This is a genomic window from Ruegeria sp. BHSC043 (genome assembly GCF_059612985.1).
On the sequence record NZ_JBXWRS010000008.1, the window covers coordinates 11,832 to 38,803 of the forward strand.

Below are 26,972 nucleotides of genomic sequence, written 5' to 3' on the forward strand. Positions count from 1 at the left end.
ACCCCCTTGGGGATGTTGCATGTTCCTTCGCTGGATCAGGCGGTCGCGCCGGTGGGATCCGTGTGCAGGATGTTGTCGCTGCTGAGGCTTCCGAGATCGCCAACCCCCTGAAAGTGCGCGATCATGTCGACAGAGGCCGTTCCCGAGGCGGTATAGTCCACCTTGGCCAGCACGCTGTCGGTTCCGTCGGTGGCCATCAGATAGATCTCATCGCCAGACTGAGCGCCACCCAAGCCTTCGGCTGCGGTCGTCAAGGTTCCCACATCGAGATCGGCCAGTTGGGTGTTCAGTCCGACAAAGCCAGTGTTCGCGCCAAGAGAACCTCCCAGCCCCAAAATCTCGATATCTGTCCCGCTTCCGCGCAAGGTCGAAGCATCAAGCCCGCTGAAGAGCAATGCATCGGTCACATCCGTCGCCGGACCAATATTGAAGCCGGTGATTGTATCCGTGCCGTTGATCGCGGGGTTCGCTTCAAACACGACCAGATCGCGCCCGGCGCCCGTCAGGTTAATTGCGTCGTCGCCGCCGCCGCCTCGAACGACGTCGTCCACATTCGAGGTCGACAGGATATCGGCGCCATCGGTTCCCATTTGCCATTTGGCTGGTCCGCCATTCGGTGTCGTTATTGCCAGAGAGATGGGCTGAGAAGGATCTTGCACCGTGATCGTGAAGGTGAACAGCGGTTGCGACAGGTCGGTGAAGGTCAGGGCCGTACCGGCAAAGTTGACGGCGCCCGGACCGGGTGAATAAGTGAGCTCCGAAAAGAGTTCGGGGTTTGGAACCGTCGATCCGGCGTTGAAGGTGACGACCGTCGGGTCGAAGGTCGCGTCGACATTGTAATCGATGCCGCTGGAGATATCGCGGTCTGCGTCGGCGTAGACGGCCAGTGTGACTTCGGACCCGGTTCGGCCGAATTCGGCGATCGTGTAAGCCGAGGGCACATGCGCAAAAACCTGGTCACTGACGGGCACGGGGTCAGGCCCTGTTGCGACGCTTGCCGTAGCCTGAACGTCGATGGCGTCGCCGCCGTCGAGCCCTGCGAAAGTCGCGGCTGGTACTGAGATGCTCCATGACCCGTCTGCTGCGACGGTCGCGGCCCCCACCGCGTTGGAGTTGACGGTCACATCCACCGACTGGCCGGGGGCGAGGCCGTACGACTTTCCGCTGATCACAGTGCCGTTCGCTTGCGCGTCGGCCAGAGCGATGCTGTCGTTTGTGCCCATCGGGTCCAGCAAAAGGAGCGGACGGAAATCGGTCGCGAAATTCGCGGGCGTGGCCGAGGCCGGGTTCCCTGCAGCGTCTGCGACCGTGGCCGTGATCGTATAGTTTCCGCCATCCGAAAGACCTAAAAGGTCCGACGCCGGAATCGTCGCTGTCCAGCTTCCACCATTGGCGGTGGCCGTGTAGGTCTGACCGTTCAACGATACAGTGACCGTCTGCCCGTCTTCGGCTGTGGTCGAACCCGAAACCGGCAGGTCTGAACCTCTCTCGACGACATCAAGTGTCGCGCCCACAAGTAGCGGGTCCAACGTGATCGTCGGCGCCGAATAGTCGGTTGCGAAGCCGGTGGTCGCGCTTTGGGTGTTTCCGGCTGGATCGGTTACTGTCGCGGTAACGTTGTACGCTTCGGCGTCCTGCAACGAGGAGATGTCCATACTGGTCGCCACGAAGCTCCAGGCGCCGCCGCTGACGGTTGCGGAGCCGGTCGCGTCGACCGTGCCATCGGCCCGGGCGATGCTGATGGATACGATCGATCCGTCCGGCGCATCCGTCGTTCCGTTGACCGAAAGACCGCCAGCCCGTTCGGTTGCATTCATCACCGCTCCGGTCGAAATGCCCGAAATCGCCAGCGTCGGGGCCGTGAAATCCGTGTCGAAACTGGTAGATGCCTGAGTAGCAGGGTTGCCGGCAGCATCCGAGACGTCCGCCGTGACAGAGATCGTGGACCCGTCGGCGAGCGCGGCCAGGTCAGCCATCGGAACGGTCACTGCCCAGCTTCCACCGGTTGCGGACGCGGAATAACTCTTTCCGTTCAGGTTGACGGTCACGGCCTGCCCATCCTCGGCGGTCGTCGATCCGGAGACGGTGAGGTCCGTGGCCTGCTCGGCCGCATTCATGACGGCGCCGTCGGAAAGCGCGTCGATGGTGACCACGGGCGCGGTGGCGTCCTTGGACAATCCGATGCTGGCCTGAGGCGCAGACAGGCCGTCCGCATCAATCACGTCGGCGGTGATGGTGAAACTGCCACCATCCGCCAGCGCCATCAGATCAGTGCTTGGGACGGTGACGCTCCAACTTCCGGACGCGACCGTACCGACATAGGGTTGTCCGTCCAGGGTCACCGTTACGGTTTGGCCGTCGGTCACGTTGCCCGTGGTTCCCGAGATCACAAGATCCGAGCCGGCTTCCGTGGCATTTATGACTGCTCCGACCGACAGAGGAGCGATGGATATGGACGGGCCGGTCAAATCGACTGGAACCGAGGCCGACACCGGCGGTGCCGGATTGCCGGCGGCGTCGTCGACGGCGACGCTGATGTCTACCGGAACGCCGGTCGACAAGGTCGCCAGATCCGCGACGGGGACGGTAACTGACCACGCACCGCCAGAGACGGTGCCGGAATACGTGTTTCCGGCGAAGGTGACCGTGACGGCCTGTCCGTCTTCCGCCGTAGACGTGCCGGTCAGGGTCAGGTCCGCGCCGACATCGGCAAGGTCGATCTGCCCACCGGCCACGGGGTCAAGGGTCACTGTGGGATCGGTGAAGTCGGTGTTGAAACTGCCTGTCGCCTGAAGAGCTGGGTTCCCGGCGCGATCTTCGACATCTGCAGTTACGGAAATGACCGCTCCGTCGGGCAAGGACGTAAGATCCGGGGCCGGGATTGTGACGCTCCAGGTGCCGCCTGACGCCGTTCCGGAATAGGTCTGGCCATTGAGGTTCACGGTGACGGTCTGCCCGTTTTCGGCGTCAGTGATTCCGGTGACAGTCAGGTCCGTACCGCTTTCGGCGGCGTTCATGACCGCACCGTCTGAAAACCCGGTGATCGAGATCGTCGGGGCAATCGTGTCGACCGTGAAATCCGCCGTGGCGACCGATATTTCGTTTCCGTCACTGTCCAAGCTGCGGACCGAAACGGTCGTCACCCCCTGTGGCAGCCCCGCGGCCTCCGCCTGCGTCAGCGATACGCTCCATGTGCCATCGGGCGCGGGCGCGGCGATTGTGGTGACCGAGCCGATTGTCACCTCCACGGCGGCAGCCCCCGCCGCTGCCTCTGCCCCTGTGCTGACACTGTTGAGCGACGTGCCTTGAAGCTCGGCAAGGTTCAGGCTGGGGGGCGCAGGAACAGAAGGTGTGACGGGTGCCGGTTCGGGGGGCGGGATCGGGCTTGGCTCGGGCGATTCATCCCCGCCGCCACCCCCGCCGGCGGCAGCCGCGCCGGCAAGGCCTATGCCGCCTAACACCGCGCCGGCTGCGCCGACTCCGCCTCCGGCTGCGGCCCCAGCGGCTGCGGCTTCGGCTGCGGCGGCGAACTGGGCAATCTCGACGGCGACGCCCTCGGCGATCATGATCGCGCCGCCGTCCAGTACGCGCACGTCTTCGGCCGCCACGACAACAGTTCGGCCGTCAAGCATCTTGAGTTGGACGTCGCCATTCTCAAGCAGTTTTACCGACCGGACGCCGGGCAACACTTCGGCGAACTGAAACGAGTCCAGGTCTTCTCGGCTGGCCTGGGCCAATGCAGGGAGGGCCAGCAAGGTCGAAACGAGACCGCCCGCAAAGCCGCGACCGGCCCATTTGCGCAGCTGTTTTTCAATCAGGTGGCGGGCTGTGATATCGTTGCCCGTTTCCGGTGCCTTGTCAGCCAAAGAGGCCTTTTGCGAACCTTGTTTCATCGTCATGATGCCCTCACGATCGGCGGCCACAAACAGCAGGTCGGCAGGCAGAGACGCAGCGTGTTTCGATCTTCGTTCCTGTCGCCTGTTTTCTCATGCGGTCGAACCCAAAAAGTTGTTTAAAACTGGAACCGAAATCCTCGTTTTCACCACATTTTCGTTCTGATCCCTGCTTCTCTTTCGGATGACCCTTGACGTGTGCCGCAAGTGGCGTGGGGGAAATCGAAAGTGAATCTTCAGTTCGAAAGAGTGGTGGCAACGGGAAGCCCGGCGCTCGATTCCGGTATCGGCGATACGGCTTTAAAAACGTTTAACGGTGTCACGTACCTATACGGCGTGACTGGCGCGACAGGCGGGATTTCGGTTTGGGAACTGACAGCGGGCGGCGCGCCCGTGTTCCATGATGATCAGTATTTCGGCAGTACGATTGCCCTTCAGGCCGGGCGGTTCGGGCAGCCCGTAACCTTTGGCGCCCAAGACTGGATCGTGCTGGATATCGACACCGCGACGGGGCTTGTCGGCTATCAGCTGAACGGGAACGGCACGATCGGGGCCTTGGGCGAAGCCGCCGCGGTTTCGGGAGGTGGGGACGTGACGAGCCTGGTTCAGTACTCCGCCGGGGCAAGCGAATTCGTGACGGTTTCCCATCAAGATACTGCGCAGGTCACGACATACCGGATCGAAACGAACGGAACGCTTTTCGAGGTTGGGTCCCTCGCCGGTCAGGCTGATTCGATGCAGGCTGCACAGGTTGGCCCGAGTTCATTCGTGGTTGCGGCCAATGCAGCCGACAGCACGGTTCAGGTCTTCGGAGTCGACCCGATGACGGGCAGTCTGAGCCTGACCGATACGGGCGCATCGCTCGCAACGTTGGGCATCCATACCCCCACGGCGCTCGAGATCGTGCAGGCCCATGGCCAGACCTGGGTTCTGGTTGCGGGGTCGGGCAGCAACTCGATCAGCGTCATGCGGTTGGGCGCGGATGGCAGCCTGGTTCCAACCGACCAAGCCCTCGACACGCTTGGCACCCGGTTCGGATCGGTTCAGGACATGAAGGTCGTCGAAGCGGGCGGCCATGTTTTCGTGGTGGCCGGTGGCGGCGACGACGGGGTCACGCTGCTGACGATGACGCCGGATGGCAAGCTGGTCTATCTGGACAGCTTTGCCGATACGCTGGCCAGCGGCCTTCAGAATGTCGAGGTGATCGAAGTTGCCCATGTCGGGAACGAGTTGCAGATCTTTGCCGGCTCGCAGCAGGAGCCGGGCTTGACCCAACTGAGCGTGTCTCTGCAGGATTTGGGCGTGGTTGCCGAAGGCTATGGCACCGTGACCGGCACCGCGCAGGACGACATGCTGAGCGGTGGCGTTCTGGATACTGTCGTGCAGGGCGGGGCCGGAGACGACATCCTGATTGCCGGGCGTGGCGCGACAACCCTGACTGGCGGATCGGGTGCCGACATCTTCGTCATGCGGTCCGGCAGCGGGCCAACCACGATCACCGATTTCCAGGCTGGCACCGACCGCCTGGACCTGTTCGACTATCTGCTGCTGCGCAATCCCGGCCAGTTGACCGTGGCCTCGACCGCGCAGGGTGCGCAGATTGACTATCGCAACGAGACGATTCATGTCGTCTCGGCCGACGGGTCGCCGCTGGACGGTGCGGCTATATTCGGTGCGGGGTTTCAGGGTCCCGATCACATGCCGGTCGACTACGGCGTGTTTGCCAGCCCGCAATCCTCGGGTGGGGTGGTCGGTCTCGTTTCGATCGACTCGCGAACCGCGAATCCGGGCCTCACCGATGCCGAAATCCGGTTCACGCCCTCCGGCAACGCGACGATCACGGCGCAGGCGGACGGGCAGGGGCAGTTCGATCTGGGCCTTCCGGACGGAACCCTGAACGGCCATCTGGACATCATCAAAACCTACTCCAATGCCACGCGCGAAATCACCGCGCTGGATTCCCTGCAGGTTCTGCGAATCTCGGTCGGCATGGATCCGACATGGGGTCCAGCAAGCCCCGAAGATCTGATCGCCGCCGATATCACGGGTGATGGCAAGGTGACGGCTATGGATGCACTGGTGATCCTGCAAGTGGCCGTCGGCATGCCGTCATTGCACGAGCCCGAGTGGGTCTTTCTGGATCAGAACGCCGACCTGTCCGGCATCACGCGGCACAACGTTTCGTATGACACCGGAGTTTCCGTGGCGGCCGTCGATGGCGTGATCGCCACTGACATGACATCCATCTTGCTGGGCAACCTCGAAGGCCCGTGACGCGCTATTCGCGGAAGGCCCGGTTGAAATAGTCGGTCATGGGCTTGACCAGATAGGACAGCGGCGTGCGCTCGTCGGTCTTGATCAGAGTTTCGACCGGCATGCCGGGCAGCAGCGTCTGGCCATTCAGCCGTTCGGTCTGGCCATCGTCCAGGGCCACCTCGGTCCGATAATAGGCCTGCCCGGTCTTTTCATTGGTCAGCGCGTCGGCTGACACGTTGATTACATGGCCGTCGATCTGGGGGGTTTCCCTCTGGTTGAAGGCCGGAAACCGCAGGGTGACGGGTTGTCCCACGTGCAGCTGGTCGACATGGATCGCGTCCACGCGCGCGGCCACCAGCAAGGGCGTATCGTCGGGGACGATGTACATCATGGGTTCGCCGGGCTGAACCACGGATTGCGCTGCAAAGACCTGGCTGCCGAAGACCGTACCAGCGACCGGGGCGCGAATGTCCAGGCGCGACAGGCGCTCGGTCAGCGACAGGCGACGCTGCGACAGCTCCACGATCTGCGCCTGCACTTCCCGCAACTCTGTGATCGCCTGCTCGCGCCGTGCGGACGCCAGCTCGACGATTTGGATTTCGGTCGCGGCGATCTGTCCCTTCAGGCGGGCCACCGTTGCCTCCAGCCGCCCGATTTCACCGGTCAGGCTGGCCTCTTCGCGCTGCAGGGCCAGCACCCGGCTGGCCTGGGTCAGGCCCTTGGCCAGAAGGTCGTTCTGATCCTCCAGCTCTTGCCGGATCAGATCGACCTGTTTGGTCAGCGACACCCATTGGGCGTCGGTTCCTGCGATTTCGCTTTCGATTTGATTCCGTTGCTTGCCCAGCTGGTCGATCTTCTGGGCCAAGGTATCGGACCGCGCCAGGAACAGGCTTCTTTGTCCGGCGATCAAATCCGGGTCGATCGGTTCCATCCGCGCAAGATCGCGCATGCGCGCGTCCAGTTCGTCGACCTTGGCGCCATCGCGTTCCGCTTCCAGCCGCACCTTCCGCGCCAGCAACTCGAACAACTGAGATTCGATGATGGCCTTCTCGGACGTCAGGAAGGTGCCGTCCAACTGCAACAGAAGGTCCCCCTGGGCGACATGGTCGCCATCGCGGGCGTACAATTCGCCCACGACCCCGCCGTCAGGGTGCTCGATCACCTGCCGGTTGCTCTGGACTTCGACGACGCCGGGCGAGACGATCGCCCCGGCCAGTCTGGTCCGCGTGCTCCAAACGCCGACGCCGCCGATCAGGATCGTCAGTGCGGCAAAACCCACTAGGGCCGGAACGGTGATCCGCCAGGCCGGGCGCGAAACTTGGTTGGCCATGTCTATTCACCCACCTTCTTGAGCTGTCGCTTGATGACGCCCGCGTTCTGCACCATTGCGCTCAGAACATCGTCGCGCGGTCCGAATTTAACGATCTGGCCTCGTTCGACCACAGCCAGGTCGTCGCATTCTGAAATGGCCTGGGGCCGGTGCGTCATGATGATGGCCGCCTTGCCTTCGGCTTTGAGATTGCGGATGGCCGCGTTCAGCGCGTCCGTTCCGTCGGCATCCAACGCCGAATTGGGCTCGTCAAGGATCAGCACGACCGGGTCGCCATACAGAGCGCGCGCCAGGGCGATCCGCTGTTTCTGACCGCCCGACAGTTGGCTGTCATTGCCTTCCAAAAACGTGTCATACCCTTTCTCGAGGCTCAGGATCAGTTCATGGGCATTGGCCTTCTTGGCGGCGGCCACGACGGCCTCGGCGTCAGGCGACAGGGACATCCGAGCGATATTCTCGGCCACGGTTCCGTTGAACAGGGTGACCTGCTGCGGCAGATACCCGATGTGACGGCCCAGATCGTCCGGGTCATACTGGCTGAGGGTTGCGCCGCCCAGGCGAACCTCGCCCGCCGCCGGCGCCCACAGTCCCAGCAGCGCCTTGGCCAGAGTGGTCTTGCCCGATCCGCTCTTGCCGATCACGCCAAGCGCCTTGCCGGGCTCCAGCACCAGAGACGCCCCACGCAGGGTCGGTGTCTTGGTGCCCGGAGGGATCACCGTCAGGTTCTTGGCCACCAGCCGCGCGGCGGGAACCGGCAACTTGGTGCGCGACGGCTCCCTGGGTGTTCGGGCCAAAAACTGGTTCAGGCCCTTCCACGCCATGCGCGCCCGTTCGACCATCGCCCATTGGCCCACGATCTGTTCCACAGGTGCCAGCGCCCGTCCCAGCAGAATTGACCCCGCGATCATCGCGCCCGCCGTCATCTCGTTCTGCAGCACCAGCCAGGCGCCCAGTGCCAGCATGGCCGACTGCAAAAACAGCCGCAGGGATTTCGTCAGCGCGCTGAAGCTGCCGGTCCAGTCGCTGGCCGAAATGCTCTGCGACAAGGCCTGCGATCTCTGTTGCAGCCACCGGTCGGTAACGTCCCGCTGCATGCCCTGCGATCGCACCACTTCGACCGCCTGACGGGCACTTTCGGAAAAGGCGTTGGCCTTGGCCGACGCGACCTGGGCTTCGGCGACCTTATGGTGGGTCAGGATCTGGTTCACGACCGCAATGACGATCAGAAGAATCCCGCCCCCCACCGCGAGCCAGCCCAGAAGAGGGTGGAAAATGAAGATGGCGGCCAGAAACACCGGCGTCCAAGGCAGGTCCATTATCGCCAGAAATACGGGCGAGGCACACAGGGCCTGAATGGTCTCGAGGTCGCGCAGCGACCGGGCGGGTGTGGCCCGGGCTTGAGGATAAAGAGCATGGCGCAGGGTCGCGTCGAACACACGTTCGTCCAGGTCGGACTGAAACCTGGCGCCGAACCGGGCAATGATCCGCCCGCGGGCATAGTCCAGCATTGCCATCAGGCCATAGAGCAGGGCGACCAGCAGAAACAGCGCCGTCAGCGTCTCGACCGCGCGCGAGGACAGGACGCGGTCATAGACCTGAAGCATGAACAGCGGCCCGGTCAACATCAGGATGTTGACGAAGACGCTGAACAGGAAGGTCAGCAACAGGAAGGTCGATCCCTGCCTGCGTGCGGATTGAAGCTCGGGGTCCGGGCGGAGATTTTCAGGGTGCTTCGGGCTCACGATCGGTCAACCTTTGTCATTCATGCGCGGATCCGGGGCTGTGACAAGCTTGGGCCGCAGCCAAACCCGGGATTTACCAGCCTCGCCCGGCCTTCTGAAGTCGCAAGGGGCGCCGGAGTGCAATGTGCGGCGGTTTCTTGCCAGATTGACCGGCCGGATTCCGCCTCACTCAGGCACTCTGGGGGTGCGGCTACCCGATGTTGCAGCGAGCCTCGTCGCAGCTACGATATATGGGTGACATCGGTGGAACAACAGTTTTGTCCACCGGTTGCCAAGGCTCGTGAACGGTCAGTTGTCGAGGCTACGGAAAATCCGCGTGGTCGAGAAATACCGCTCCAGTTCTTCGATCCGTTCCTTGCTTTCTTCCCAGCGGGCTTCTTGCACCTCGGCGATCAGGGTCTCGGAGATCAACTGCAATGCGATGGTGGAATCCCAGCTCGACGGGGCCTCGACCAGTGCGTGGAACGTGTAATCCGCCGTCCGCCCGATGGGTGAGCCCCACTGGTCGGTGAACAGAACGACCGTCACACCCCGATCCGACGCCACCTGCGCCAGCTTCTCCAGATGCGCTTCGTAGCGACGGATGTCGAAGATCACCAGGACCGAGCTGTCATCCATGTCCAGCAGGTATTGCGGCCACACGTTGGCCGAGTTGCCCAGCATCGTCACGTTGGGCCGGATGATCTGCATGTGGTTGAACAGATAGTCGGCGTTCGAGCGGGTGATGCGGCCGCCCACGACATAGAGATGCCGCTCGGTATCGGCCAGCAACTGGGCCACGGCGTCGAACATGGACTTGTCCAGCCGCTCCAGCGTGTGCCGCATGTTGGTCCAGACGGCCTGCGCGAAACGGGTGATCGGGTGCTCGGTCTCGTCGTCGACGATCCAGGCGTCGCGTTTCGAGATCGGCTTCTTGATCTGCGCGGCGACCTCCTCGCGCAGGGCGTCCTGAAGGGCGGGAAAGCCGTCAAAGCCCAGTTTGCGCGCCATGCGGATCACCGTCGGGGTCGAGACCTGCGCCGCCGCGGCCAGCTTGGTGATCGATTGCAACCCGGCCATCGGATAATCCTGCAGCAGGACCGAGCCCAGCTGACGTTCGGATCGGGTCAGGTCATCAAGCTCGTCCTGGATGCGTTGCTTGACGGTCTTGGCGACAGAGGCCATCGGCGCCCTCGTATTATTCAATTCGTTACAGAATATGATCGAATGTAATTTTGTCTACAGAAATTTTCTTGACAGGCTGAATTTCGCTGTAACAAATGCTACTCATGATTGCTGCACCCGAGTCTCCTTTGCTGTCAACGATCGAAGCACCCGCCGCACGGGTGTTGAACGCGCTTGGCTGCGCCCCGGCAGTGCTGGTGTGCGAGCATGCCAGCCGGTTCATTCCGGCGGCGCTGGACGGTCTGGGGCTCGAAGCGGATGCGGCCCGCTCTCACGCTGCCTGGGATATCGGCGCGTTGGAGCTTGCGGTCGAGTTGATGGGCGCCCTGGATGCGCCGCTGGTGCAGGCCCGGGTCAGCCGGCTGGTCTATGACTGCAACCGCCCGCCCGAACGCGCCGATTCCATGCCCGAGGTCAGCGAAGTGTTCGAGGTGCCGGGCAACCGGAACCTGACCCCGGCCCAACGTGCCCAACGGGTGCGTGAAATCTACGAACCGTTCCGGGATCTGTTGTCCAAGACGCTAGACGCGCGCCCGGAACCACCGGTTCTGATCACGATCCACAGTTTCACCCCGGTCTACAAAGGACAAAGGCGCGACGTCGAACTGGGCATCCTGCACGATCAGGACGAGCGCGCGGCTCGGGTGATGCTGGACCATGTCGCAGGCTGCGGCCTGAGGACCGCTTTGAACGAACCCTATTCGGCCGCCGATGGCGTGACCCACACCCTGAGCGAGCACGGCGTCGCCCGCGGCCTTCCGAACGTGATGATCGAGGTCCGCAACGACCTGATCGACACGCCCGCCGGGGTCAACCGTATGGCTGGCATTCTGTCCCCGGTTCTGACCCGGACCATCGCGGCATTTTCGCCAACCGGAACAGAGGAGCAGGTATGAATTTCATGCGGGGATATGTTGCGGTCATCGACCGCATGAACCGCTGGATCGGGCGGGTCGTGATGTACGGCATCTTCGTGATGATGGGTATCCTGTTGTGGTCGTCGATCTCGAAGACCTTTTTCCTTCCGTCGCTCTGGACGCTCGAAGTCGCGCAGTTCGCGATGGTGGCCTATTACATCCTGGGCGGGCCGTATTCGATCCAGATGGGCTCGAACGTGCGGATGGACCTTCTCTACAGCGAATGGTCGCACCGGCGCCGGGCCTGGACCGACGCCATCACCGTGCTGTTCCTGATCTTCTACCTGGGTGTGATGATCTATGGCGGCTTCGACTCGCTCAGCTATTCCCTGCAGTATGGTGAGCGCAGCCCGACCGCGTGGCGCCCCTATTTGTGGCCAATCAAGGTGATCATGGTCGTGGGGCTGATCCTGATGCTGCTGCAGGCCATTTGCGAGCTTTTCAAAGATATTCTGCGCCTCAAGGGCGATGACATCCCGCGCGAGGTGATCTGATGTCGTATGAATTGATCGCCATTCTGATGTTCTCGACCATGATGCTGATGCTGCTGACCGGTCAGCGCGTGTTCGGTGCCATCGGCTTTGTGGCCGTGGTGGCTGCGCTGCTGCTGTGGGGAGACCGCGGCGGCTATGATATCGGGTTTTCGGCCGCGATGAAGCTGATGAAATGGTACCCGCTGCTGACGCTGCCGATGTTCATCTTCATGGGTTACGTTTTGGCCGAGTCCAAAATCGCCGACGACCTGTACAAGATGTTCCATGTCTGGATGGGCGGGCTGAATGGCGGGCTGGCCATTGGCACGATCGGGTTGATGGTGCTGATTTCGGCAATGAACGGGCTGAGCGTGGCAGGCATGGCGATCGGGGCCACGATTGCGCTGCCCGAGCTGCTCAAACGCGGCTATGATAAGAAGATGGTGACCGGGGTTATCCAGGCCGGGTCATCGCTGGGCATTCTCGTGCCGCCGTCGGTGGTGCTGGTTCTCTATGCGATGATCGCGCGTCAGCCGGTGGGGCAGCTGTGGCTGGCAGGCATCCTGCCGGGCCTGATGATGGCGGGGATGTTCATCCTGTACATCGTGATCCGCTGCCGGATAAACCCGGAACTCGGCCCGGCCCTGTCCAAGGAAGAACGCGACGTGCCAATGGCGGAGAAGCTACGGCTGCTGCGCGCGGGTCTGCTGCCGCTGGCGATATTCGCGGCGATGATGGTGCCCTTCGTCAATGGCTGGACCTCGCTGGTCGAAAGCTCGGCCATCGGTGCGCTGACGGCTTTTGCCGCCGCGGTGCTGAAAGGTCGGATGACGCGCAAAGTGTTCGAGGTCTCGGTCCGTTCGACCCTGGGCATCACCTGCATGTTCATGTGGATCATCCTGGCCGCCTTGGCCTTTGGCGCGGTGTTCGATGGGCTGGGCGCCGTGCGCGCGATCGAGACGCTGTTCACCGAACGGCTGGGCCTGAACCCGTGGGTGATCCTGATCCTGATGCAGCTAAGCTTCATCATGATGGGCACCTTCCTGGACGACACCGCGATGCTGGTGATCGTTGCGCCGCTGTACGTGCCGCTGGTGGGGGAACTGGGGTTCGACCTGATCTGGTACGGGGTACTGTACACGATCACCACGCAGATCGCTTATATGACGCCGCCCTTCGGCTATAACCTGTTCCTGATGCGGGCCATGGCCCCGCCCGAGATTTCGCTTCGCGACATCTACGGCTCGATCCTGCCCTTCGTGATGGTGATGACGCTGGCGCTGGCCATCATCATGACCTTCCCGCAGATCGCGCTGTGGCTGCCCGATTACATCTACAACAAATGACCCCGGACACACCGGGGCACATGCGAGAGGATGGTCTCTCGCCCATCGAAACCGACAACGGAGAGAGAAGATGACGAACAGACGCACATTCCTGAAAGGGGCCGCAGCGGCCCCGGCGGCCGCCCTGGCCACGCCCGCACTGGCGCAATCCACGATCCGCTGGCGCATGCAGACATATGCCGGCCCCGCGCTGGCAGAGCATGTGATCGATCCGGCCATCAAGATGTTCAACCAGATCGCCGGCGACCGGATGCAGATCGAGCTGTTCTATGCCGACCAGCTGGTGCCCACGGGCGAGCTGTTCCGCGCCATGCAGCGCGGCACGATCGACGCGGTGCAGTCGGATGACGACTCGATGGCATCGCCCACCGAAGTAACCGTGTTCGGCGGCTATTTCCCCTTTGCCTCGCGCTACTCGCTGGATGTTCCGGTCCTGTTCAACCAGTACGGTCTGAACGAGATCTGGGACGAAGAGTATTCCAAAGTGGGCGTCAAGCACATCTCGGCCGGCGCCTGGGATCCGTGCCATTTTGCCACCAAGGACCCGATCAACAGCCTGGCGGACCTTCAGGGCAAGCGGGTCTTCACCTTCCCGACGGCGGGCCGGTTCCTGTCGCAGTTCGGCGTGGTCCCGGTGACTCTGCCGTGGGAGGACATCGAGGTTGCCGTGCAGACCGGCGAGTTGGACGGCATCGCTTGGTCGGGCATCACCGAGGATTACACCGTCGGCTGGGCGGATGTGACCAACTACTTCCTGACCAACAACATCTCGGGCGCCTGGGCCGGGTCGTTCTTTGCCAACATGGACCGCTGGAACGAACTGCCCGAAGACCTGCAGACCCTGTTCCGCGTCTGCACCGACCAGTCGCATTACTACCGTCAGTGGTGGTATTGGGGCGGCGAGGCATCGCTTCGCGTGAATGGTGACAAGCTGAAGCTGACCTCGATCCCGGATGAAGAATGGGCGCAGGTCGAAGCCGCCGCAGTGGCGTTCTGGGATGAGATTGCAGCCGAGTCCGAGACCAAGGCGAAGGTTGTCGAGATCATCAAGAAGTACAATGCCGACATGCAAAAGGCTGGCCGTCCCTACCGGTACGGCTAAGGTGAAACCGGCCTGCCCTCATACCGGGGGCAGGCCGTTGAAAACGTCAGTCCGGCAGGTGGCGCCGGCGCAGAAATAGGTGGCTCATGCTCAACTTCGACACGCTCAAGACCCAGGTTGCCGAAGGCTCGGTCGATACGGTTCTGGTCTGCATGGTGGACATGCAGGGCCGCTTGATGGGCAAACGATTCCACGCGGGGCATTTCGTGGCCGGGGCCTGGGAAGAAACCCATTGCTGCAACTACCTGCTGGCCACCGATCTCGAGATGGCGACGCCGGATGGCTATGCCTCGACCAGCTGGGAGCGCGGCTATGGCGACTATGTCATGAAGCCCGACCTCAGCACCCTGCGCCCGGTTCCGTGGCTGGAGGGCACGGTGATGGTGATGTGCGACGTGCTGGATCACCACACGCATGAAGAGGTGCCGCATTCTCCGCGCGCCATTCTGAAGAAGCAGGTCAATCGCCTGAAGGCCATGGGCTTTGAGGCGATGTGCGCGACCGAGCTGGAGTTTTTCCTGTTCGAGAAAAGTTTTGACCAGATACGCAAGGAAGGTTTCCGCGATCTGGAACCGATCTCGGGCTACAACGAGGATTACCACATCCTGCAGACCACCAAAGAAGAGCATGTGATGCGGCCGATCCGCAATCACCTGTGGAATGCGGGCATTCCGGTCGAAAATTCCAAGGGTGAGGCCGAGGCCGGGCAGGAAGAGCTGAACATCAAATACGCCCCGGCGATGCAGACGGCCGAGTATCATTCGATCGCCAAGAACGCGGTCAAGGAGATCGCGTGGCAGCACGGCCATGCGGCGACCTTCCTGCCGAAATGGCATCACGACCGGGTCGGGAGTTCGTCGCATGTACATCAGTCGCTGTGGGCGGACGGGCAACCGGCATTTTTTGACAAGGCCGATCCGCTGGGCATGTCGGCCCTGATGAAAAACTACATGGCGGGCCTGCTGAAATACGCGCCCGACTATACCTATTTCATGGCGCCTTACATCAACAGCTACAAGCGGTTCATGAAGGGCACCTTTGCGCCGACGCGCATCATCTGGTCGGTGGACAACCGCACTGCGGGGTTCCGGCTGTGTGGGGATGGCACCAAGGCGGTGCGCGTGGAGTGCCGGATTCCGGGTTCGGACATGAACCCCAATCTGGCCATCGCGGGCATGCTGGCCGCAGGGATCGCGGGCATCGAGGAAGGGCTGGAGCTGCAGCCGCCGACCAAGGGCGATGTCTATCAGGGGGATACCGGCATGATTCCGGGCAACCTGCGCGCGGCGCGGGATGCGCTGCATGGCTCGGCCATGCTGCGGGCGGCCATGGGCGATGACGTGGTCGACCACTATGTCCGCGCCGCCGAGGTCGAAATCGAGGAATTCGAGCGCGTGGTGACCGATTGGGAGATTGCCCGCGGGTTCGAGCGGGCGTAGAGGGCGGATGTGAGGGGCCAGCCCCTCACGCTCTCCGGGATATTTTTGGCCAGATGAAGCAGCGGGCCTGCTTTGCTTGAGGATGGAGTGACCAATGGGTCAGGTATTGAAATGTATCTCGCCGATCGACGGATCGGTGTTAGCCGAGCGGGACACGCTGGATCGCGACGCGGCATTCGCCGCAGCGGGCCGGGCGCGGGCGGCGCAGGCGGATTGGGCGGCGCGACCCCTGCAGGAGCGGATCGATCTGGTGATGGCCGGCGTCGCGGCCGTGGGGGCGATGAATGACGAGATCGTACCGGAACTGGCGCGGATGATGGGTCGGCCGGTACGGTATGGCGGCGAGTTCGGCGGTTTCAACGAACGCGCGACCTATATGGCGAGCATCGCGTGCGATGCGCTGGCCGACATTGCCGTGGGCGAGGACGAGACGTTCAAGAGGTACATCAAGCGCGCGCCGCATGGTGTGGTGTTCGTCGTGGCGCCCTGGAACTATCCGTACATGACGGCGATCAACACGGTGGCGCCTGCCTTGATCGCGGGCAATACGGTTGTGCTGAAACACGCCACGCAGACCCTGTTGGTGGGCGAACGGATGGCGCGGGCCTTCCACTCGGCAGGTGTGCCCGAGGACGTGTTCCAGAACCTGTTCCTGAGCCATGACGTGACCAACGGTCTGATTGCCGGCAAGGCGTTCGATTTCGTAAACTTCACTGGCTCGGTCGCTGGGGGGCAGGCGATGGAGCGGGCGGCGGCCGGCACCTTTACCCCCGTCAGCACCGAGTTGGGCGGCAAGGATCCTGGCTATGTCATGGACGACGCCGATCTGGATGCGGCGGTCGAAACGCTGATCGACGGGGCCATGTTCAATTCGGGCCAGTGCTGTTGCGGGATCGAGCGGATCTATGTGCATGAAAGCCTGTATGACGATTTCGTCGCCAAGGCGGTCGAGATCGTCAAGGCCTACAAGCTGGGCAATCCGCTGGATCCGGAGACGACGCTGGGGCCGATGGCCAACGTGCGTTTTGCCGACGAGGTGCGCGCCCAGATCGCCGAGGCCGTGGCCGCCGGTGCCGTGGCGCATATCGAGAAATTTGCCGAGGATGATGGCGGCGCCTATTTGACGCCGCAGATCCTGACCAACGTCACCCACGACATGCGCGTGATGCGCGACGAAAGCTTTGGCCCGGTCGTGGGGATCATGAAAGTGTCCTCGGATGATGAGGCCATTGCCCTGATGAATGACAGCGAATTCGGCCTGACCGCCTCGCTGTGGACGCGCGACGTGGCGCGGGCCGAACGCATCGGCGACCGGATCGAGACCGGAACCGTGTTTATGAACCGGGCCGACTATCTGGACCCGGGCCTGTGCTGGACCGGGTGCAAGAATACCGGCCGTGGCGGCGGCTTGTCGGTCATCGGATATCACAACCTGACACGTCCCAAATCCTACCACCTGAAGAAGGTGACGGGCTGAGGGCGATTTGCCTGCCCCGGACCGACCCCCTCGCCGGGACAGGCCTTAGACACAAGGAAAGCTGACATGAGTCTTGTTGGAAACTGGTCCTATCCGACCACGATCAAATTCGGTGCTGGCCGCATCAAGGAACTGCCCGAGGCCTGCGCGGCGGCGGGGATCAAGCGCCCGCTGTTGGTGACCGACCGCGGTCTGGCCGATCTGCCGATCACCGCGACAACGCTGGACATTCTCGAGGCCGCAGGCCTGGGCCGGGGCCTGTTCAGCGAGGTCGACCCGAACCCGAACGAAAAGAATCTCGAGGCCGGTGTGGCCGCCTACAAGGCGGGGGAACATGACGGTGTGATCGCGTTTGGTGGCGGCTCGGGGCTGGATCTGGGCAAAATGGTCGCCTTCATGGCCGGTCAGATCCGGCCGGTCTGGGATTTCGAGGATATTGGCGATTGGTGGACCCGCGCGGACGCCGACGCGATCGCGCCGATCATCGCGGTGCCGACGACGGCCGGCACCGGCTCGGAAGTGGGCCGAGCCAGCGTCATCACCAACTCGGAAACCCATGCCAAGAAGATCATCTTCCACCCCAAGGTGCTGCCGACCGTGGTGATCTGCGACCCTGAACTGACCGTGGGCATGCCGAAATTCATCACCGCCGGCACCGGCCTGGATGCCTTTGCGCATTGTGTCGAGGCCTATTCCAGCCCGCATTACCATCCGATGAGCCAGGGCATCGCGCTGGAGGGGATGCGGTTGGTCAAGGACTATCTGCCGCGCGCCTATGCGGACGGCACCGACATTGAGGCCCGCGCCCAGATGATGAGTGCGGCCGCCATGGGAGCGACGGCTTTCCAGAAGGGGCTGGGTGCTGTCCACGCCATGAGCCACCCGATCGGCGCGGTGTTCAACACCCATCATGGCACCACCAACGCGGTCTGCATGCCCGCGGTTCTGGAGTTCAATGCCGCTGCGATTGCCGACCGGTTCGACGCGGCCGCAGCCTATCTGGGCATTTCGGGTGGGTTCGACGGATTTCGGGCCTTCGTGCAGGAATTCAACGACTCGCTGGGCATCCCGCGCAACCTGTCCGATCTGGGCGTGACCGAGGATGCGATCCCCGACCTGGTCAAGGGTGCGATCGTCGATCCGTCCTGCGGCGGAAACCCGATCGAGTTGACCGAGGACAACCTGACCCAGCTGTTCCGCGCGGCGCTGTAAGCGCAACGCCGGGCCACTTGAAACCCCGGCGGCGATTGCTTGACGTTCGCGGATGCGGCCCGCAAGTTGGGTCCGCAACATGGTGGCCGGTGGGGCCAACGATGGATAGGAGCATCGGTATATAGATGCGAACGCCAACATGACGCAGCCGGACTGGACCGACCGGTTCAATGGAACTCGCCGCTTGCCGGACCGGGTCCGCGACCGGCTGCGCAAGGCGGCGCGTATGGTGCGGGTTGCGAAGGGTGCGCAGGTGTTTGGCCCGGACAATGTGCCCGAAAGCCTGTTGTTTCTTTACGCTGGTCGAATTCGGGTGTCCCAGCGGTCCGATACGGGGCGCGAAATCGTGCTGTATCGCGTCGAGGCCGGCGACAGCTGCGTTCTGACCACGGCCTGCATGCTGGCCGAGGAGGCATACAATGCCCAGGGGATCGCGGAAACGGACGTGACGGCCGTTGTTCTGCCAAAGGCCGAGTTCGACCGGCTGGCGGCCGAAGAAGACGCGTTTCGCAGCTTTGTCTTCGAGGCCTATTCGCGCCGGTTGATCGATCTGTTGCGGGTGGTTGATGATGTCGCCTTCGGGCGCATCGATGTGCGGTTGGCGGAACGGTTGCTGGCGCTGGCAGGCGAGGCGTCCGAGATACAGGTGACCCACCAGCAACTGGCCGACGAGCTTGGAACCGCCCGTGAAGTGATCTCTCGTGTCCTGAACGATTTTCAGAAGCGCGAGTTGATCACCCAGTCGCGCGGGCGAGTCACCCTTGCCGACAAGGCTGCATTGCAGTCGCTGGCGCAAAGCGGCTGAGTTTTTCCTGAAATCCACCGGCTTTCGTGACATTGTCACTGAAGGGGCCGGAAACCTGCCCTATGTGTCATTCAAGACTTGGAATGTAGAGGGCATAATGGCCACCAATGTGGGAACGCTCGACCGAATTCTGCGTGCTACGCTGGGGCTGGTCCTGTTGTACTTGGCATTTGCCAGCAAACTGCCGTTTTTCGACGGCGGCATCGGAAAATGGGGTGCAGTAATTGTCGGCGTAGTGATGCTGATCACTTCGGCGCTGCGGATCTGCCCGCTTTACGGTGCCTTCGGCATCAAAACCTGTAAGAGGACCTGACATGGAGACTGTAATTACACCTTTCGCTTCTTTCGGGGGCGGTTTGCTGATCGGCCTGGGGGCCGTTCTTCTGATGCTAGGGCTGGGTCGCATCATGGGGGCGACCGGGATCATGTCGGGGCTGGTTTTTCCCGAGAACGTCTCGGAGTTCTCATGGCGTCTGGCTCTGGTGGCAGGCATGATCGTGGCGCCGGGGCTGATCTTCGCGGTCACCGGCACGATGCCCGCGATTGACGTACCGGTCAGCCCGCTGATGATTGCCGTCGGAGGTGTCATCGTCGGACTCGGTGCCAGCCTCGGGTCCGGGTGTACGTCGGGCCACGGTGTCTGCGGCCTGTCGCGCCTGTCGGTGCGGTCGCTGGTGGCGGTACCGACCTTCATGGCGACCGCGGCCATCACCGTTTTCATCATTCGCCATGTGATCGGAGGGTAAGCCGATGAAACTGTTTCATACCTTCCTGACCGGCCTCGTCTTCGGCGTGGGGATTGCCATCTCGGGCATGATGAACCCGGCCAAGGTCCTGAACTTCTTTGACATTGCCGGCACCTGGGACCCCAGCCTGGCCTTCGTGATGGGCGGTGCGCTTGTGGTGACCTTCATCGGCTATCGGCTGATTTGGCGCCGGGACGCGCCCCTGTTCGCCGCGCGGTTCCAGATTCCGACCTCGACCGTCATCGACGGCAAGCTGATCGGTGGTTCGGCCCTGTTCGGCATCGGGTGGGGTATTGCCGGGTTCTGCCCTGGAGCGGCCCTCCCGGCCCTGGGTACCGGACGGTGGGAGGTGGTGTTGTTCCTGGGGGCCGTCGCCGTGGGCCTGGTCCTGGCCCGGATCCTGCAGGGCAAACCATTGTTTTCGCGCTCGGCCAAGGCCTGAGCGCCCAAGAGGAGACACAATCATGAACGATCAGAAATCAATCGACGCCCACAACCAGCGGATGGCGGATGCGATTGCAACGCCGATTGCCGAGTATCCGGTCGATCTGAGCGTCAAGCCCGAGGTTCAGGGCTTCTACGACGAGGCGACGGCGACGATCAGCTATATCGTCAAGGACCCCACGTCGAACGCTTGCGCGATCATCGACAGCGTGATGGACATCGACTATGCCGCCGGCCGGATCACCTTTGAACATGCCGATCTGCTGATCGCCGAGATCGAAAAGCAGGGGCTGAAGTTGGAGTGGATCATCGAGACGCATGCGCATGCCGACCACCTGTCGGCGGCGCCCTACATCCAGCAGAAGCTGGGCGGCAAGATCGGTATCGGCGAGAACATCAAGATCGTGCAGGAGGTCTTCGGCAAAATCTTCAACGAAGGCACCGAGTTCCAGCGCGACGGCAGCCAGTTTGATGCGCTGTTCACCGATGGCATGACCTACAAGATCGGCAACATGACCGCTTTTGCCATGCACACGCCGGGCCATACGCCGGCCTGCATGACCCATGTGATCGGCGATGGGGCCTTTGTGGGTGATACACTGTTCATGCCCGATGGTGGCTCGGCGCGCGCCGATTTCCCGGGCGGGGATGCCGGTACGCTCTATGACTCGATCCAGAAGGTGCTGAGCCTGCCGGACGAGACCCGGCTGTTCATGTGCCACGACTACATGCCCGGCGGGCGCGAGGTGAAGTGGGAGACCACGGTGGCCGAGGAAAAGGCGCACAACATCCATGTGGGCGGCGGCAAGTCGCGGGACGAGTTCATCAAGATGCGCACCGAGCGTGACGCGACGCTGGCGATGCCGACGCTGATCATCCCGTCGATCCAGGTCAATATCCGGGCGGGCGAAATTCCGACCGACCAAGACGGCAATCAGATGCTGAAGGTGCCGGTCAACAAGCTCTGATCGCGGGAGGCGACGATGGAAATCAGGAAAATCTCCGACAAGTTGTCGGTCTCGCCGCAGATCACGTCGGACGACCTTGCCGCCATCAAGGCGGCGGGGTTCCGCGCCATTATCTGCAACCGGCCCGACGGTGAAGGCGCCGACCAGCCCACTTTCGAGGAAATCGAGGCCGCTGCAGAAAGGCTGGGTATCGAAGCCCGGTACGTTCCGGTCCAATCTGGCCTGGTCCGCGACGAAGATGCCCGCGCCTTCGGTCAGGCCCTGACCGAGCTGCCGGGTCCGATCCTGGCCTATTGCCGGACGGGCACGCGCTCGGCCACCCTGTGGTCGCTGCACGAGGCCGCGCACAAACGCCCTGTTTCGGAGATCCTGACCGCGACCAAGGTTGCCGGGTACGACATGAGCGGTGTCGCCCGCCGTATCGCCAATGGCGGCAAGACGCCCACCGACACCGGCGATGCGTCCTTTGACGTGGTGATCGTGGGCGGCGGGGCAGGGGGCATCGCCACCGCCGCTAGCCTGCATGCGCGCAAATCCGACCTGTCGATCGCCATCATCGACCCGTCGGACGTGCACTATTATCAACCCGGCTGGACCCTGGTGGGCGGCGGCGTGTTCACGCCGGAACAGACGGCCAAGACCATGGGTTCGCTGATCCCACGCGGGGTCAAATGGATCAAGGCCGCCGTTGCCGCGTTCGAGCCGCAGAACAATGCCGTCATTCTGGATGGCTGCCGGGTGGTCAAATACGACCGTCTGGTGGTGTCTCCGGGGCTCAAGCTGGACTGGGGCGCGGTCGAAGGGCTGGAAGAAACGCTGGGCCGCAACGGCGTGACCTCGAATTATCGCTATGACTTGGCGCCCTATACCTGGCAGTTGGTCGAAGGGCTGAAGGCGGGCCGGGCTCTGTTCACCCAGCCGCCGATGCCGATCAAATGCGCGGGCGCGCCGCAGAAGGCGATGTATCTGTCGGGAGATGCGTGGGTCCGGCGCGGGGTTCTCAAGGATATCGACATCCAGTTCATGAACGCGGGCGGAGTGCTGTTCGGGGTCAACGACTATGTCCCGGCGTTGATGGAATACGTAAAGAAATATGACGCCACGCTCAATTTCTTCCACAATCTGGTGGCGGTGGACGGGGCGGCGAAGACCGCCACGTTCAAGGTGGCCAAGCCCAACGAGCAGCCCGAGCAGGTGACGGTCGAATTCGACATGATGCATGTCTGCCCGCCGCAGGTGGCGCCAGACTTCATCCGGGTCTCGCCGCTGGCGGATGCGGTGGGCTGGGTCGATGTCGATCAGGCGACGCTGCGCCATAAGAGCTATGACAACATCTGGTCGCTGGGCGACGTGATGAACGCGCCAAACGCCAAGACCGCGGCGGCGGCGCGCAAGCAGGCGCCGGTGGTGGCCGACAACATCGTGGCCGATATCGAGGGCCGCGCCCCGGTGGCGGCCTATGACGGATACGGCTCGTGCCCGTTGACAGTGGAACGCGGCAAGATCGTGCTGGCCGAGTTCGGCTATGGCGGTGTCCTGAAGCCCAGCTTCCCAAAGTTCCTTATTGACGGCACCAAACCTAGCCGCGCGGCCTGGTTCTTGAAGGAAAAGCTGCTGCCGCCGGTCTATTGGTCGGCGATGCTGAAGGGCAAGGAATGGATGGCCAAGCCCGAACCGCTGAAGGTGGCGGCCGAATAAACAACCTGCCGCCTCCGAACCCGATGCCGGCTGAACCGGTGCAAGTTCTGGCCTGACGCTGCGGATGTCCGGCCGAGACCTGGCGGTCAGAGCCTCCTCGCTCTGACCGCCGCCTTTCCAGGACGAGACCCCATGCAGAGCCTTTTTCGCTACCTTCCCATTCTCGACTGGGGCCGCCGGTACGACCGGGCGGCGCTGTCCAATGACATGATCGCGGCGGTGATCGTGACGATCATGTTGATCCCGCAATCGCTGGCCTATGCGCTGCTGGCGGGGCTGCCGCCCGAGGCGGGGATCTACGCCTCGATCTTGCCGATCATCCTCTATGCAATCTTTGGCACCAGCCGGGCGCTGGCGGTGGGTCCGGTCGCGGTGGTGTCGCTGCTGACGGCAAGTGCGGTGGGGCAGGTGGCTGAACAGGGCACCGCCGGATATGCGGTGGCGGCGCTGACGCTGGCCTTTCTGTCGGGCGGGTTCCTGGTGCTGCTGGGCGTGTTGCGGCTGGGCTTTCTGGCCAACTTCCTCAGCCATCCGGTGATCGCCGGCTTCATCACCGCCTCAGGCATCCTGATCGCCACCAGCCAGCTGAAACATATCCTGGGGGTCAGCGCGCATGGGCATACCCTGCCGGAGATGCTGGGCTCGATCCTTGCGCATCTGAACCAGACCAACCCGATCACCGTGGTGATTGGCGTGTTGGCCACGGCGTTCCTGTTCTGGGTGCGCAAAAATCTCAAACCCGCGCTGCGGCGTATGGGGGTGCCACCGCTGCTGGCGGATGTGCTGACCAAGGCCGGGCCGGTGGCGGCGGTGGTGGCCACAACCCTGTCGGTCTGGGCCTTCGGGCTGGACGCGCGAGGCGTCAAGATCGTGGGCGAGGTGCCCCAGAGCCTGCCGCCGCTGACCCTGCCGGGGGTGTCCTCGGATCTGATCGGCGCGCTGCTGGTGCCCGCCATCTTGATCTCGATCATCGGGTTTGTCGAAAGTATCTCGGTCGCGCAGACGCTGGCCGCCAAGAAACGCCAGCGCGTCGACCCCGATCAGGAACTGATCGGCTTGGGCGCGGCCAACCTGGGCGCGGCATTCACCGGGGGCTTTCCGGTCACCGGCGGGTTCTCGCGCTCGGTGGTGAACTTCGACGCGGGCGCCGAGACCCCGGCGGCGGGCATCTACACCGCCGGCGGGCTGGCGATCGCCGCGCTGTTCCTGACCCCGCTGGTCTATTTCCTGCCCAAGGCGACGCTGGCCGCGACGATCATCGTGGCGGTGCTCAGCCTGGTGGACCTGTCGATCCTGAAAAAGACCTGGGGCTATTCGCGGGCCGATTTTGCTGCCGTCGCCGCCACCATCGTGCTGACCCTGCTGGCCGGGGTCGAGACCGGCGTGGCCAGCGGTGTGGCAATCTCGATCCTGCTGCATCTGTACAAGACCTCGCGCCCACATGTGGCCGAGGTGGGGCTGGTGCCGGGCACCCAGCACTTCCGCAACATCAAGCGCCACAAGGTCGAAACCGACCCCACGCTGGTCACGCTGCGGGTGGATGAAAGCCTGTATTTCGTGAACGCCCGGTTCCTCGAGGACCTAATCCAGTCGCGCGTGACCGAGGGCTGCGAGATCCGCAACGTGGTGCTGATGTTCTCGGCGGTGAACGAGGTCGACTTCTCGGCGCTCGAAAGCCTCGAGGCGATCAATTACCGCCTGCGCGACATGGGCGTCGGCCTGCATCTGAGCGAGGTCAAGGGCCCCGTCATGGACCGCTTGAAACAGTCCCACTTCCTAGACGAACTGAACGGGCAGGTCTTCCTGTCACAATACGACGCGTGGCAAAGACTGACCGCGCCTGACCGGGTGCGCGCGGCGGAATAATCCGGTCAGATCAGTTCTTCATGGGCCTTGCGCGGGATGGTTTCGATGACCTGGTGACCGGAGCGGCCTACCATGGAGTATTCCCACCGCCCATCCTGCCAGATCACGATGCCCAAATCCCCGTCGCGCCGGTATTGAAACGAGGGTTGAGCCGGGCCCGTGGCCAGGTCGGCAAACAGGCTGAGGCGGTCGCCGGATTCGTTTTCATAATGGAAGACTGGTGCCGGGCCATGACCCAGAGGCAACACCCCCCCCACCGATCAGCCGGTAACCGGTGTCCCCCAGTTCCGGCGCGATCACGGGTGCGCCCAGCCGCCTGCACCCGGCATGACCGGTACTCTGACGTGCCCCGCGCATCAGTCGGTCCAGTTGCGCGGGATCAGGCTGCGGCACCGAGGCGCGTATCATCCCGGCTGCCGGATCATTGCCGCAAGCCGCGCACGGTCGGCCGGATGTGCAGCCAGGTGCCGCTCCTGACGGTCCTGCTGAGATGGCGTCAACTGGCCGTCGAAAGCGGCCTGCAGCAGGGTTTCAATGGTCGGTTCGGTCGTCATTTCACGCTCCGCAATCGTGACGTTTTCGGCGGTTCTTCGGCGGCTTGCAGTCGTGCCCGCGCGCGACAGACGTGACGTGACGGTGCCCTACGGGATCCCCAGCAATCGGGCGCTCTCGGCATAGGTCTGCTCCGCGACCTTGACCGCCAGCAGTACAAGTTTCTAATCCTCCGGCAAGGCACCGATCTGACGCCTCAGCTAGCGCAGTTTCAAACGCTCTTCGGCGGCGGCCTCGGGCGAGGCCAGCTGATCCAGCGCTTGGCGGTCAGAGGCCGGGACGCCGGCGGCGCGCCTGCTGTCGTTGCGATAGCAGTTGAGCAGGATCTTCATCGCCCAAGGTTTGAACGGGTGGTCCGGCAATCTAAGCCCCTTTTTTCGTATCGCACACAGAACGGCATCCTGCACTAGGTCATCGGCCTGGTCGTGGCTTCGGGTCAGCGCGAACGCAAACCGCCAAAGATCGGGCAGAGCGTCTTCGATTTGCTTGTCGAATGTCTGTCTTATCGCGTTGACGAAAGGCGACCGGATCCGGTCGCCCTTCAGGTCCGGGGCCAGAGTCGCGCAGTGTGCCAGACACCCTTGACGCCGTCGCCGGTCATGTCTCTGGGTTGCTTGTTCTTGATCCACAGATACAGGGGTTGGCCCTTGTAGGCGACCTGCATCGTACCGTCATCGCGCTGGAGCAACGAATAGTTCTTGGGCAGGTCGGTTCCGGCGGCGGCCAGCGGCGACCAGTTCACGGCGTATTGGTCATAGCAGTTGGACTTGCCCGTTTCGTCCTTGTCGAACGTGTACAGCGTCATCTTGTTGGCATCCATCAGAAAGGTCTGATCACCCAGTTTCCCGGTCAGGACCGGGGCATCGCCAGCGGCGGCGGCGGTCGCAAGGGCGCATGCCATCAGGGTGGATATGGTCAGCGCAAAAGAAGTGCTGGTCATTCAGGTGTTCCGCCGTGTCGCTATCGCGCAGCGCAAGCACCACGACTGGGCCAGTCCGTTCGGGTGCGTTTTTGTACGAACTGACGAACGTTCAAACCCGGTGGCTTCAGCTGGGTCAGTCCGGTCGCCGGTTCGAAGCCCGCCGGTGGGCGTTTGCGAAAAGAGGTTTTCCGTCAAAGAATAGGAAACTGGCACGGTGCGCTGGTACTGTCGCTATCCGCTGTCGTGTCGCGACGTTCGCGATATGGTGGGCGAGCGCGGGATGACAGTCGATGCCTCGGCGATCCACCGTTGCGTCAGGAAGTTCGGCCCCAAAATCCGCGGGCGTGTCTATGGTGCCCATCGATCATGCAGCGCCGATGCAGCGATTGCGCCCGGTCCGCGGGTTCCAGACCTTGGCCGGAGCCATCGCAGCGCTCGCCGGGAAACGAGACCTTCCGCACGATCCGAAAGGGCCAGTTCGAGGACTGTCAGACAGGGGTTGCCAGGGAAACGGCCTTCGTTGCGGATCTCTTCCCCGAAGCTGCGTGACGGGAGTCGCTGCGGCTATCACTCCGCGGTTACAGGTTTTAGGCTACAGACCCCAGACAACACCTACGCAA

At 62.9% G+C, this 26,972-nt stretch carries 23 protein-coding genes; 15 read left to right on the forward strand and 8 right to left on the reverse strand.

Annotated features, from left to right (window positions below):
• Positions 1-35 precede the first annotated feature (35 nt).
• On the reverse strand, positions 36-3,899 hold the full coding sequence (locus AC2FMM_RS12785) for a beta strand repeat-containing protein (RefSeq protein ID WP_496796755.1): 3,864 nt from the start codon (positions 3,897-3,899) through the stop codon (positions 36-38).
• A 330-nt stretch (positions 3,900-4,229) separates the two neighbouring features.
• On the opposite strand from AC2FMM_RS12785, the gene AC2FMM_RS12790 reads away from it, so the two are divergent.
• The gene (locus AC2FMM_RS12790) at positions 4,230-6,167 is read left to right on the forward strand and encodes a M10 family metallopeptidase C-terminal domain-containing protein (protein WP_496796756.1); all 1,938 of its coding nucleotides are present in this window, start codon (positions 4,230-4,232) and stop codon (positions 6,165-6,167) included.
• Positions 6,168-6,171: 4 nt separating this feature from the next.
• Here the strand turns inward: AC2FMM_RS12790 and AC2FMM_RS12795 are convergent, their stop codons facing one another.
• The 3 genes from AC2FMM_RS12795 to AC2FMM_RS12805 form a co-directional block, all read right to left on the reverse strand.
• Complete coding sequence (locus AC2FMM_RS12795; protein ID WP_496796757.1) at positions 6,172-7,479, reverse strand: HlyD family type I secretion periplasmic adaptor subunit; 1,308 nt, start codon at positions 7,477-7,479, stop codon at positions 6,172-6,174.
• Positions 7,480-7,481: 2 nt separating this feature from the next.
• On the reverse strand, positions 7,482-9,221 hold the full coding sequence (locus tag AC2FMM_RS12800) for a type I secretion system permease/ATPase (protein ID WP_496727645.1): 1,740 nt from the start codon (positions 9,219-9,221) through the stop codon (positions 7,482-7,484).
• Positions 9,222-9,509: 288 nt separating this feature from the next.
• Positions 9,510-10,385, reverse strand: coding sequence for a MurR/RpiR family transcriptional regulator (locus tag AC2FMM_RS12805; protein WP_496713582.1), 876 nt, complete (start codon positions 10,383-10,385; stop codon positions 9,510-9,512).
• Between the two features lie 104 nt (positions 10,386-10,489).
• Between AC2FMM_RS12805 and AC2FMM_RS12810 the strand changes: the two genes are divergently transcribed.
• The 14 genes from AC2FMM_RS12810 (at position 10,490) to AC2FMM_RS12875 (ending at position 24,878) form a co-directional block, all read left to right on the forward strand.
• A complete protein-coding gene (locus AC2FMM_RS12810; RefSeq protein ID WP_496713580.1) occupies positions 10,490-11,281 on the forward strand; it encodes an N-formylglutamate amidohydrolase in 792 nt (263 codons plus the stop codon).
• Complete coding sequence (locus tag AC2FMM_RS12815) at positions 11,278-11,796, forward strand: TRAP transporter small permease subunit (protein WP_496685223.1); 519 nt, start codon at positions 11,278-11,280, stop codon at positions 11,794-11,796. Before AC2FMM_RS12810 ends, AC2FMM_RS12815 begins: the two co-directional genes overlap by 4 nt.
• Complete coding sequence (locus tag AC2FMM_RS12820) at positions 11,796-13,121, forward strand: TRAP transporter large permease (RefSeq protein ID WP_496713578.1); 1,326 nt, start codon at positions 11,796-11,798, stop codon at positions 13,119-13,121. The genes AC2FMM_RS12815 and AC2FMM_RS12820 overlap by 1 nt, the downstream gene beginning before the upstream one ends.
• Before the next feature lie 70 nt (positions 13,122-13,191).
• The gene (locus AC2FMM_RS12825; protein ID WP_496796758.1) at positions 13,192-14,223 is read left to right on the forward strand and encodes a TRAP transporter substrate-binding protein; all 1,032 of its coding nucleotides are present in this window, start codon (positions 13,192-13,194) and stop codon (positions 14,221-14,223) included.
• Between the two features lie 86 nt (positions 14,224-14,309).
• Positions 14,310-15,662, forward strand: coding sequence for a glutamine synthetase family protein (locus tag AC2FMM_RS12830; RefSeq protein WP_496796759.1), 1,353 nt, complete (start codon positions 14,310-14,312; stop codon positions 15,660-15,662).
• A 94-nt stretch (positions 15,663-15,756) separates the two neighbouring features.
• The gene (locus tag AC2FMM_RS12835; RefSeq protein WP_496796760.1) at positions 15,757-17,139 is read left to right on the forward strand and encodes an aldehyde dehydrogenase family protein; all 1,383 of its coding nucleotides are present in this window, start codon (positions 15,757-15,759) and stop codon (positions 17,137-17,139) included.
• A 66-nt stretch (positions 17,140-17,205) separates the two neighbouring features.
• Positions 17,206-18,351, forward strand: coding sequence for an iron-containing alcohol dehydrogenase (locus AC2FMM_RS12840; protein ID WP_496796761.1), 1,146 nt, complete (start codon positions 17,206-17,208; stop codon positions 18,349-18,351).
• Positions 18,352-18,490: 139 nt separating this feature from the next.
• Positions 18,491-19,156, forward strand: a complete 666-nt coding sequence (locus tag AC2FMM_RS12845) for a Crp/Fnr family transcriptional regulator (RefSeq protein WP_496685216.1) — start codon at positions 18,491-18,493, stop codon at positions 19,154-19,156.
• 97 nt (positions 19,157-19,253) lie between these two features.
• The gene (locus AC2FMM_RS12850; protein WP_496685214.1) at positions 19,254-19,469 is read left to right on the forward strand and encodes a YgaP family membrane protein; all 216 of its coding nucleotides are present in this window, start codon (positions 19,254-19,256) and stop codon (positions 19,467-19,469) included.
• A gap of 1 nt (position 19,470) precedes the next feature.
• On the forward strand, positions 19,471-19,902 hold the full coding sequence (locus AC2FMM_RS12855; protein ID WP_496796762.1) for a YeeE/YedE family protein: 432 nt from the start codon (positions 19,471-19,473) through the stop codon (positions 19,900-19,902).
• Between the two features lie 4 nt (positions 19,903-19,906).
• Positions 19,907-20,344, forward strand: a complete 438-nt coding sequence (locus AC2FMM_RS12860) for a DUF6691 family protein (protein WP_496684259.1) — start codon at positions 19,907-19,909, stop codon at positions 20,342-20,344.
• Positions 20,345-20,429: 85 nt separating this feature from the next.
• Positions 20,430-21,314: an MBL fold metallo-hydrolase gene (locus AC2FMM_RS12865; RefSeq protein ID WP_496685732.1), complete on the forward strand. Its 885-nt coding sequence runs from the start codon at positions 20,430-20,432 to the stop codon at positions 21,312-21,314.
• A gap of 15 nt (positions 21,315-21,329) precedes the next feature.
• The gene (locus AC2FMM_RS12870; RefSeq protein ID WP_496685212.1) at positions 21,330-23,012 is read left to right on the forward strand and encodes a bifunctional protein tyrosine phosphatase family protein/NAD(P)/FAD-dependent oxidoreductase; all 1,683 of its coding nucleotides are present in this window, start codon (positions 21,330-21,332) and stop codon (positions 23,010-23,012) included.
• A gap of 132 nt (positions 23,013-23,144) precedes the next feature.
• Positions 23,145-24,878 carry a SulP family inorganic anion transporter gene (locus AC2FMM_RS12875; protein ID WP_496794889.1) on the forward strand — a complete coding sequence of 578 codons (1,734 nt, stop codon included), beginning with the start codon at positions 23,145-23,147 and terminating at the stop codon, positions 24,876-24,878.
• A 5-nt stretch (positions 24,879-24,883) separates the two neighbouring features.
• Here AC2FMM_RS12875 and AC2FMM_RS12880 read toward each other — a convergent pair whose 3' ends face one another.
• The 4 genes from AC2FMM_RS12880 to AC2FMM_RS12895 form a co-directional block, all read right to left on the reverse strand.
• Positions 24,884-25,126, reverse strand: a complete 243-nt coding sequence (locus tag AC2FMM_RS12880; RefSeq protein WP_496796763.1) for a hypothetical protein — start codon at positions 25,124-25,126, stop codon at positions 24,884-24,886.
• Between the two features lie 156 nt (positions 25,127-25,282).
• Positions 25,283-25,432, reverse strand: coding sequence for a hypothetical protein (locus AC2FMM_RS12885; RefSeq protein WP_496796764.1), 150 nt, complete (start codon positions 25,430-25,432; stop codon positions 25,283-25,285).
• Between the two features lie 198 nt (positions 25,433-25,630).
• Positions 25,631-26,059: an RNA polymerase sigma factor gene (locus tag AC2FMM_RS12890; RefSeq protein WP_496796765.1), complete on the reverse strand. Its 429-nt coding sequence runs from the start codon at positions 26,057-26,059 to the stop codon at positions 25,631-25,633.
• Complete coding sequence (locus AC2FMM_RS12895; protein ID WP_496796766.1) at positions 25,972-26,370, reverse strand: COG4315 family predicted lipoprotein; 399 nt, start codon at positions 26,368-26,370, stop codon at positions 25,972-25,974. The genes AC2FMM_RS12890 and AC2FMM_RS12895 overlap by 88 nt, the downstream gene beginning before the upstream one ends.
• Between the last annotated feature and the right edge of the window lie 602 nt (positions 26,371-26,972).

What these genes read in the sequence shown, in the direction of transcription:
- AC2FMM_RS12850 (WP_496685214.1), top strand. Translation starts at nt 19,254, where the DNA reads ATGGCCACCAATGTGGGAACGCTCGACCGAATTCTGCGTGCTACGCTG.
- AC2FMM_RS12825 (WP_496796758.1), top strand. Translation starts at nt 13,192, where the DNA reads ATGACGAACAGACGCACATTCCTGAAAGGGGCCGCAGCGGCCCCGGCG.
- AC2FMM_RS12860 (WP_496684259.1), top strand. Translation starts at nt 19,907, where the DNA reads ATGAAACTGTTTCATACCTTCCTGACCGGCCTCGTCTTCGGCGTGGGG.
- AC2FMM_RS12830 (WP_496796759.1), top strand. Translation starts at nt 14,310, where the DNA reads ATGCTCAACTTCGACACGCTCAAGACCCAGGTTGCCGAAGGCTCGGTC.
- AC2FMM_RS12805 (WP_496713582.1), bottom strand. Translation starts at nt 10,385, where the DNA reads ATGGCCTCTGTCGCCAAGACCGTCAAGCAACGCATCCAGGACGAGCTT.
- AC2FMM_RS12885 (WP_496796764.1), bottom strand. Translation starts at nt 25,432, where the DNA reads ATGACGACCGAACCGACCATTGAAACCCTGCTGCAGGCCGCTTTCGAC.
- AC2FMM_RS12875 (WP_496794889.1), top strand. Translation starts at nt 23,145, where the DNA reads ATGCAGAGCCTTTTTCGCTACCTTCCCATTCTCGACTGGGGCCGCCGG.
- AC2FMM_RS12820 (WP_496713578.1), top strand. Translation starts at nt 11,796, where the DNA reads ATGTCGTATGAATTGATCGCCATTCTGATGTTCTCGACCATGATGCTG.
- AC2FMM_RS12810 (WP_496713580.1), top strand. Translation starts at nt 10,490, where the DNA reads ATGATTGCTGCACCCGAGTCTCCTTTGCTGTCAACGATCGAAGCACCC.
- AC2FMM_RS12785 (WP_496796755.1), bottom strand. Translation starts at nt 3,899, where the DNA reads ATGACGATGAAACAAGGTTCGCAAAAGGCCTCTTTGGCTGACAAGGCA.
- AC2FMM_RS12855 (WP_496796762.1), top strand. Translation starts at nt 19,471, where the DNA reads ATGGAGACTGTAATTACACCTTTCGCTTCTTTCGGGGGCGGTTTGCTG.
- AC2FMM_RS12895 (WP_496796766.1), bottom strand. Translation starts at nt 26,370, where the DNA reads ATGACCAGCACTTCTTTTGCGCTGACCATATCCACCCTGATGGCATGC.
- AC2FMM_RS12835 (WP_496796760.1), top strand. Translation starts at nt 15,757, where the DNA reads ATGGGTCAGGTATTGAAATGTATCTCGCCGATCGACGGATCGGTGTTA.
- AC2FMM_RS12815 (WP_496685223.1), top strand. Translation starts at nt 11,278, where the DNA reads ATGAATTTCATGCGGGGATATGTTGCGGTCATCGACCGCATGAACCGC.
- AC2FMM_RS12840 (WP_496796761.1), top strand. Translation starts at nt 17,206, where the DNA reads ATGAGTCTTGTTGGAAACTGGTCCTATCCGACCACGATCAAATTCGGT.
- AC2FMM_RS12845 (WP_496685216.1), top strand. Translation starts at nt 18,491, where the DNA reads ATGACGCAGCCGGACTGGACCGACCGGTTCAATGGAACTCGCCGCTTG.
- AC2FMM_RS12870 (WP_496685212.1), top strand. Translation starts at nt 21,330, where the DNA reads ATGGAAATCAGGAAAATCTCCGACAAGTTGTCGGTCTCGCCGCAGATC.
- AC2FMM_RS12795 (WP_496796757.1), bottom strand. Translation starts at nt 7,479, where the DNA reads ATGGCCAACCAAGTTTCGCGCCCGGCCTGGCGGATCACCGTTCCGGCC.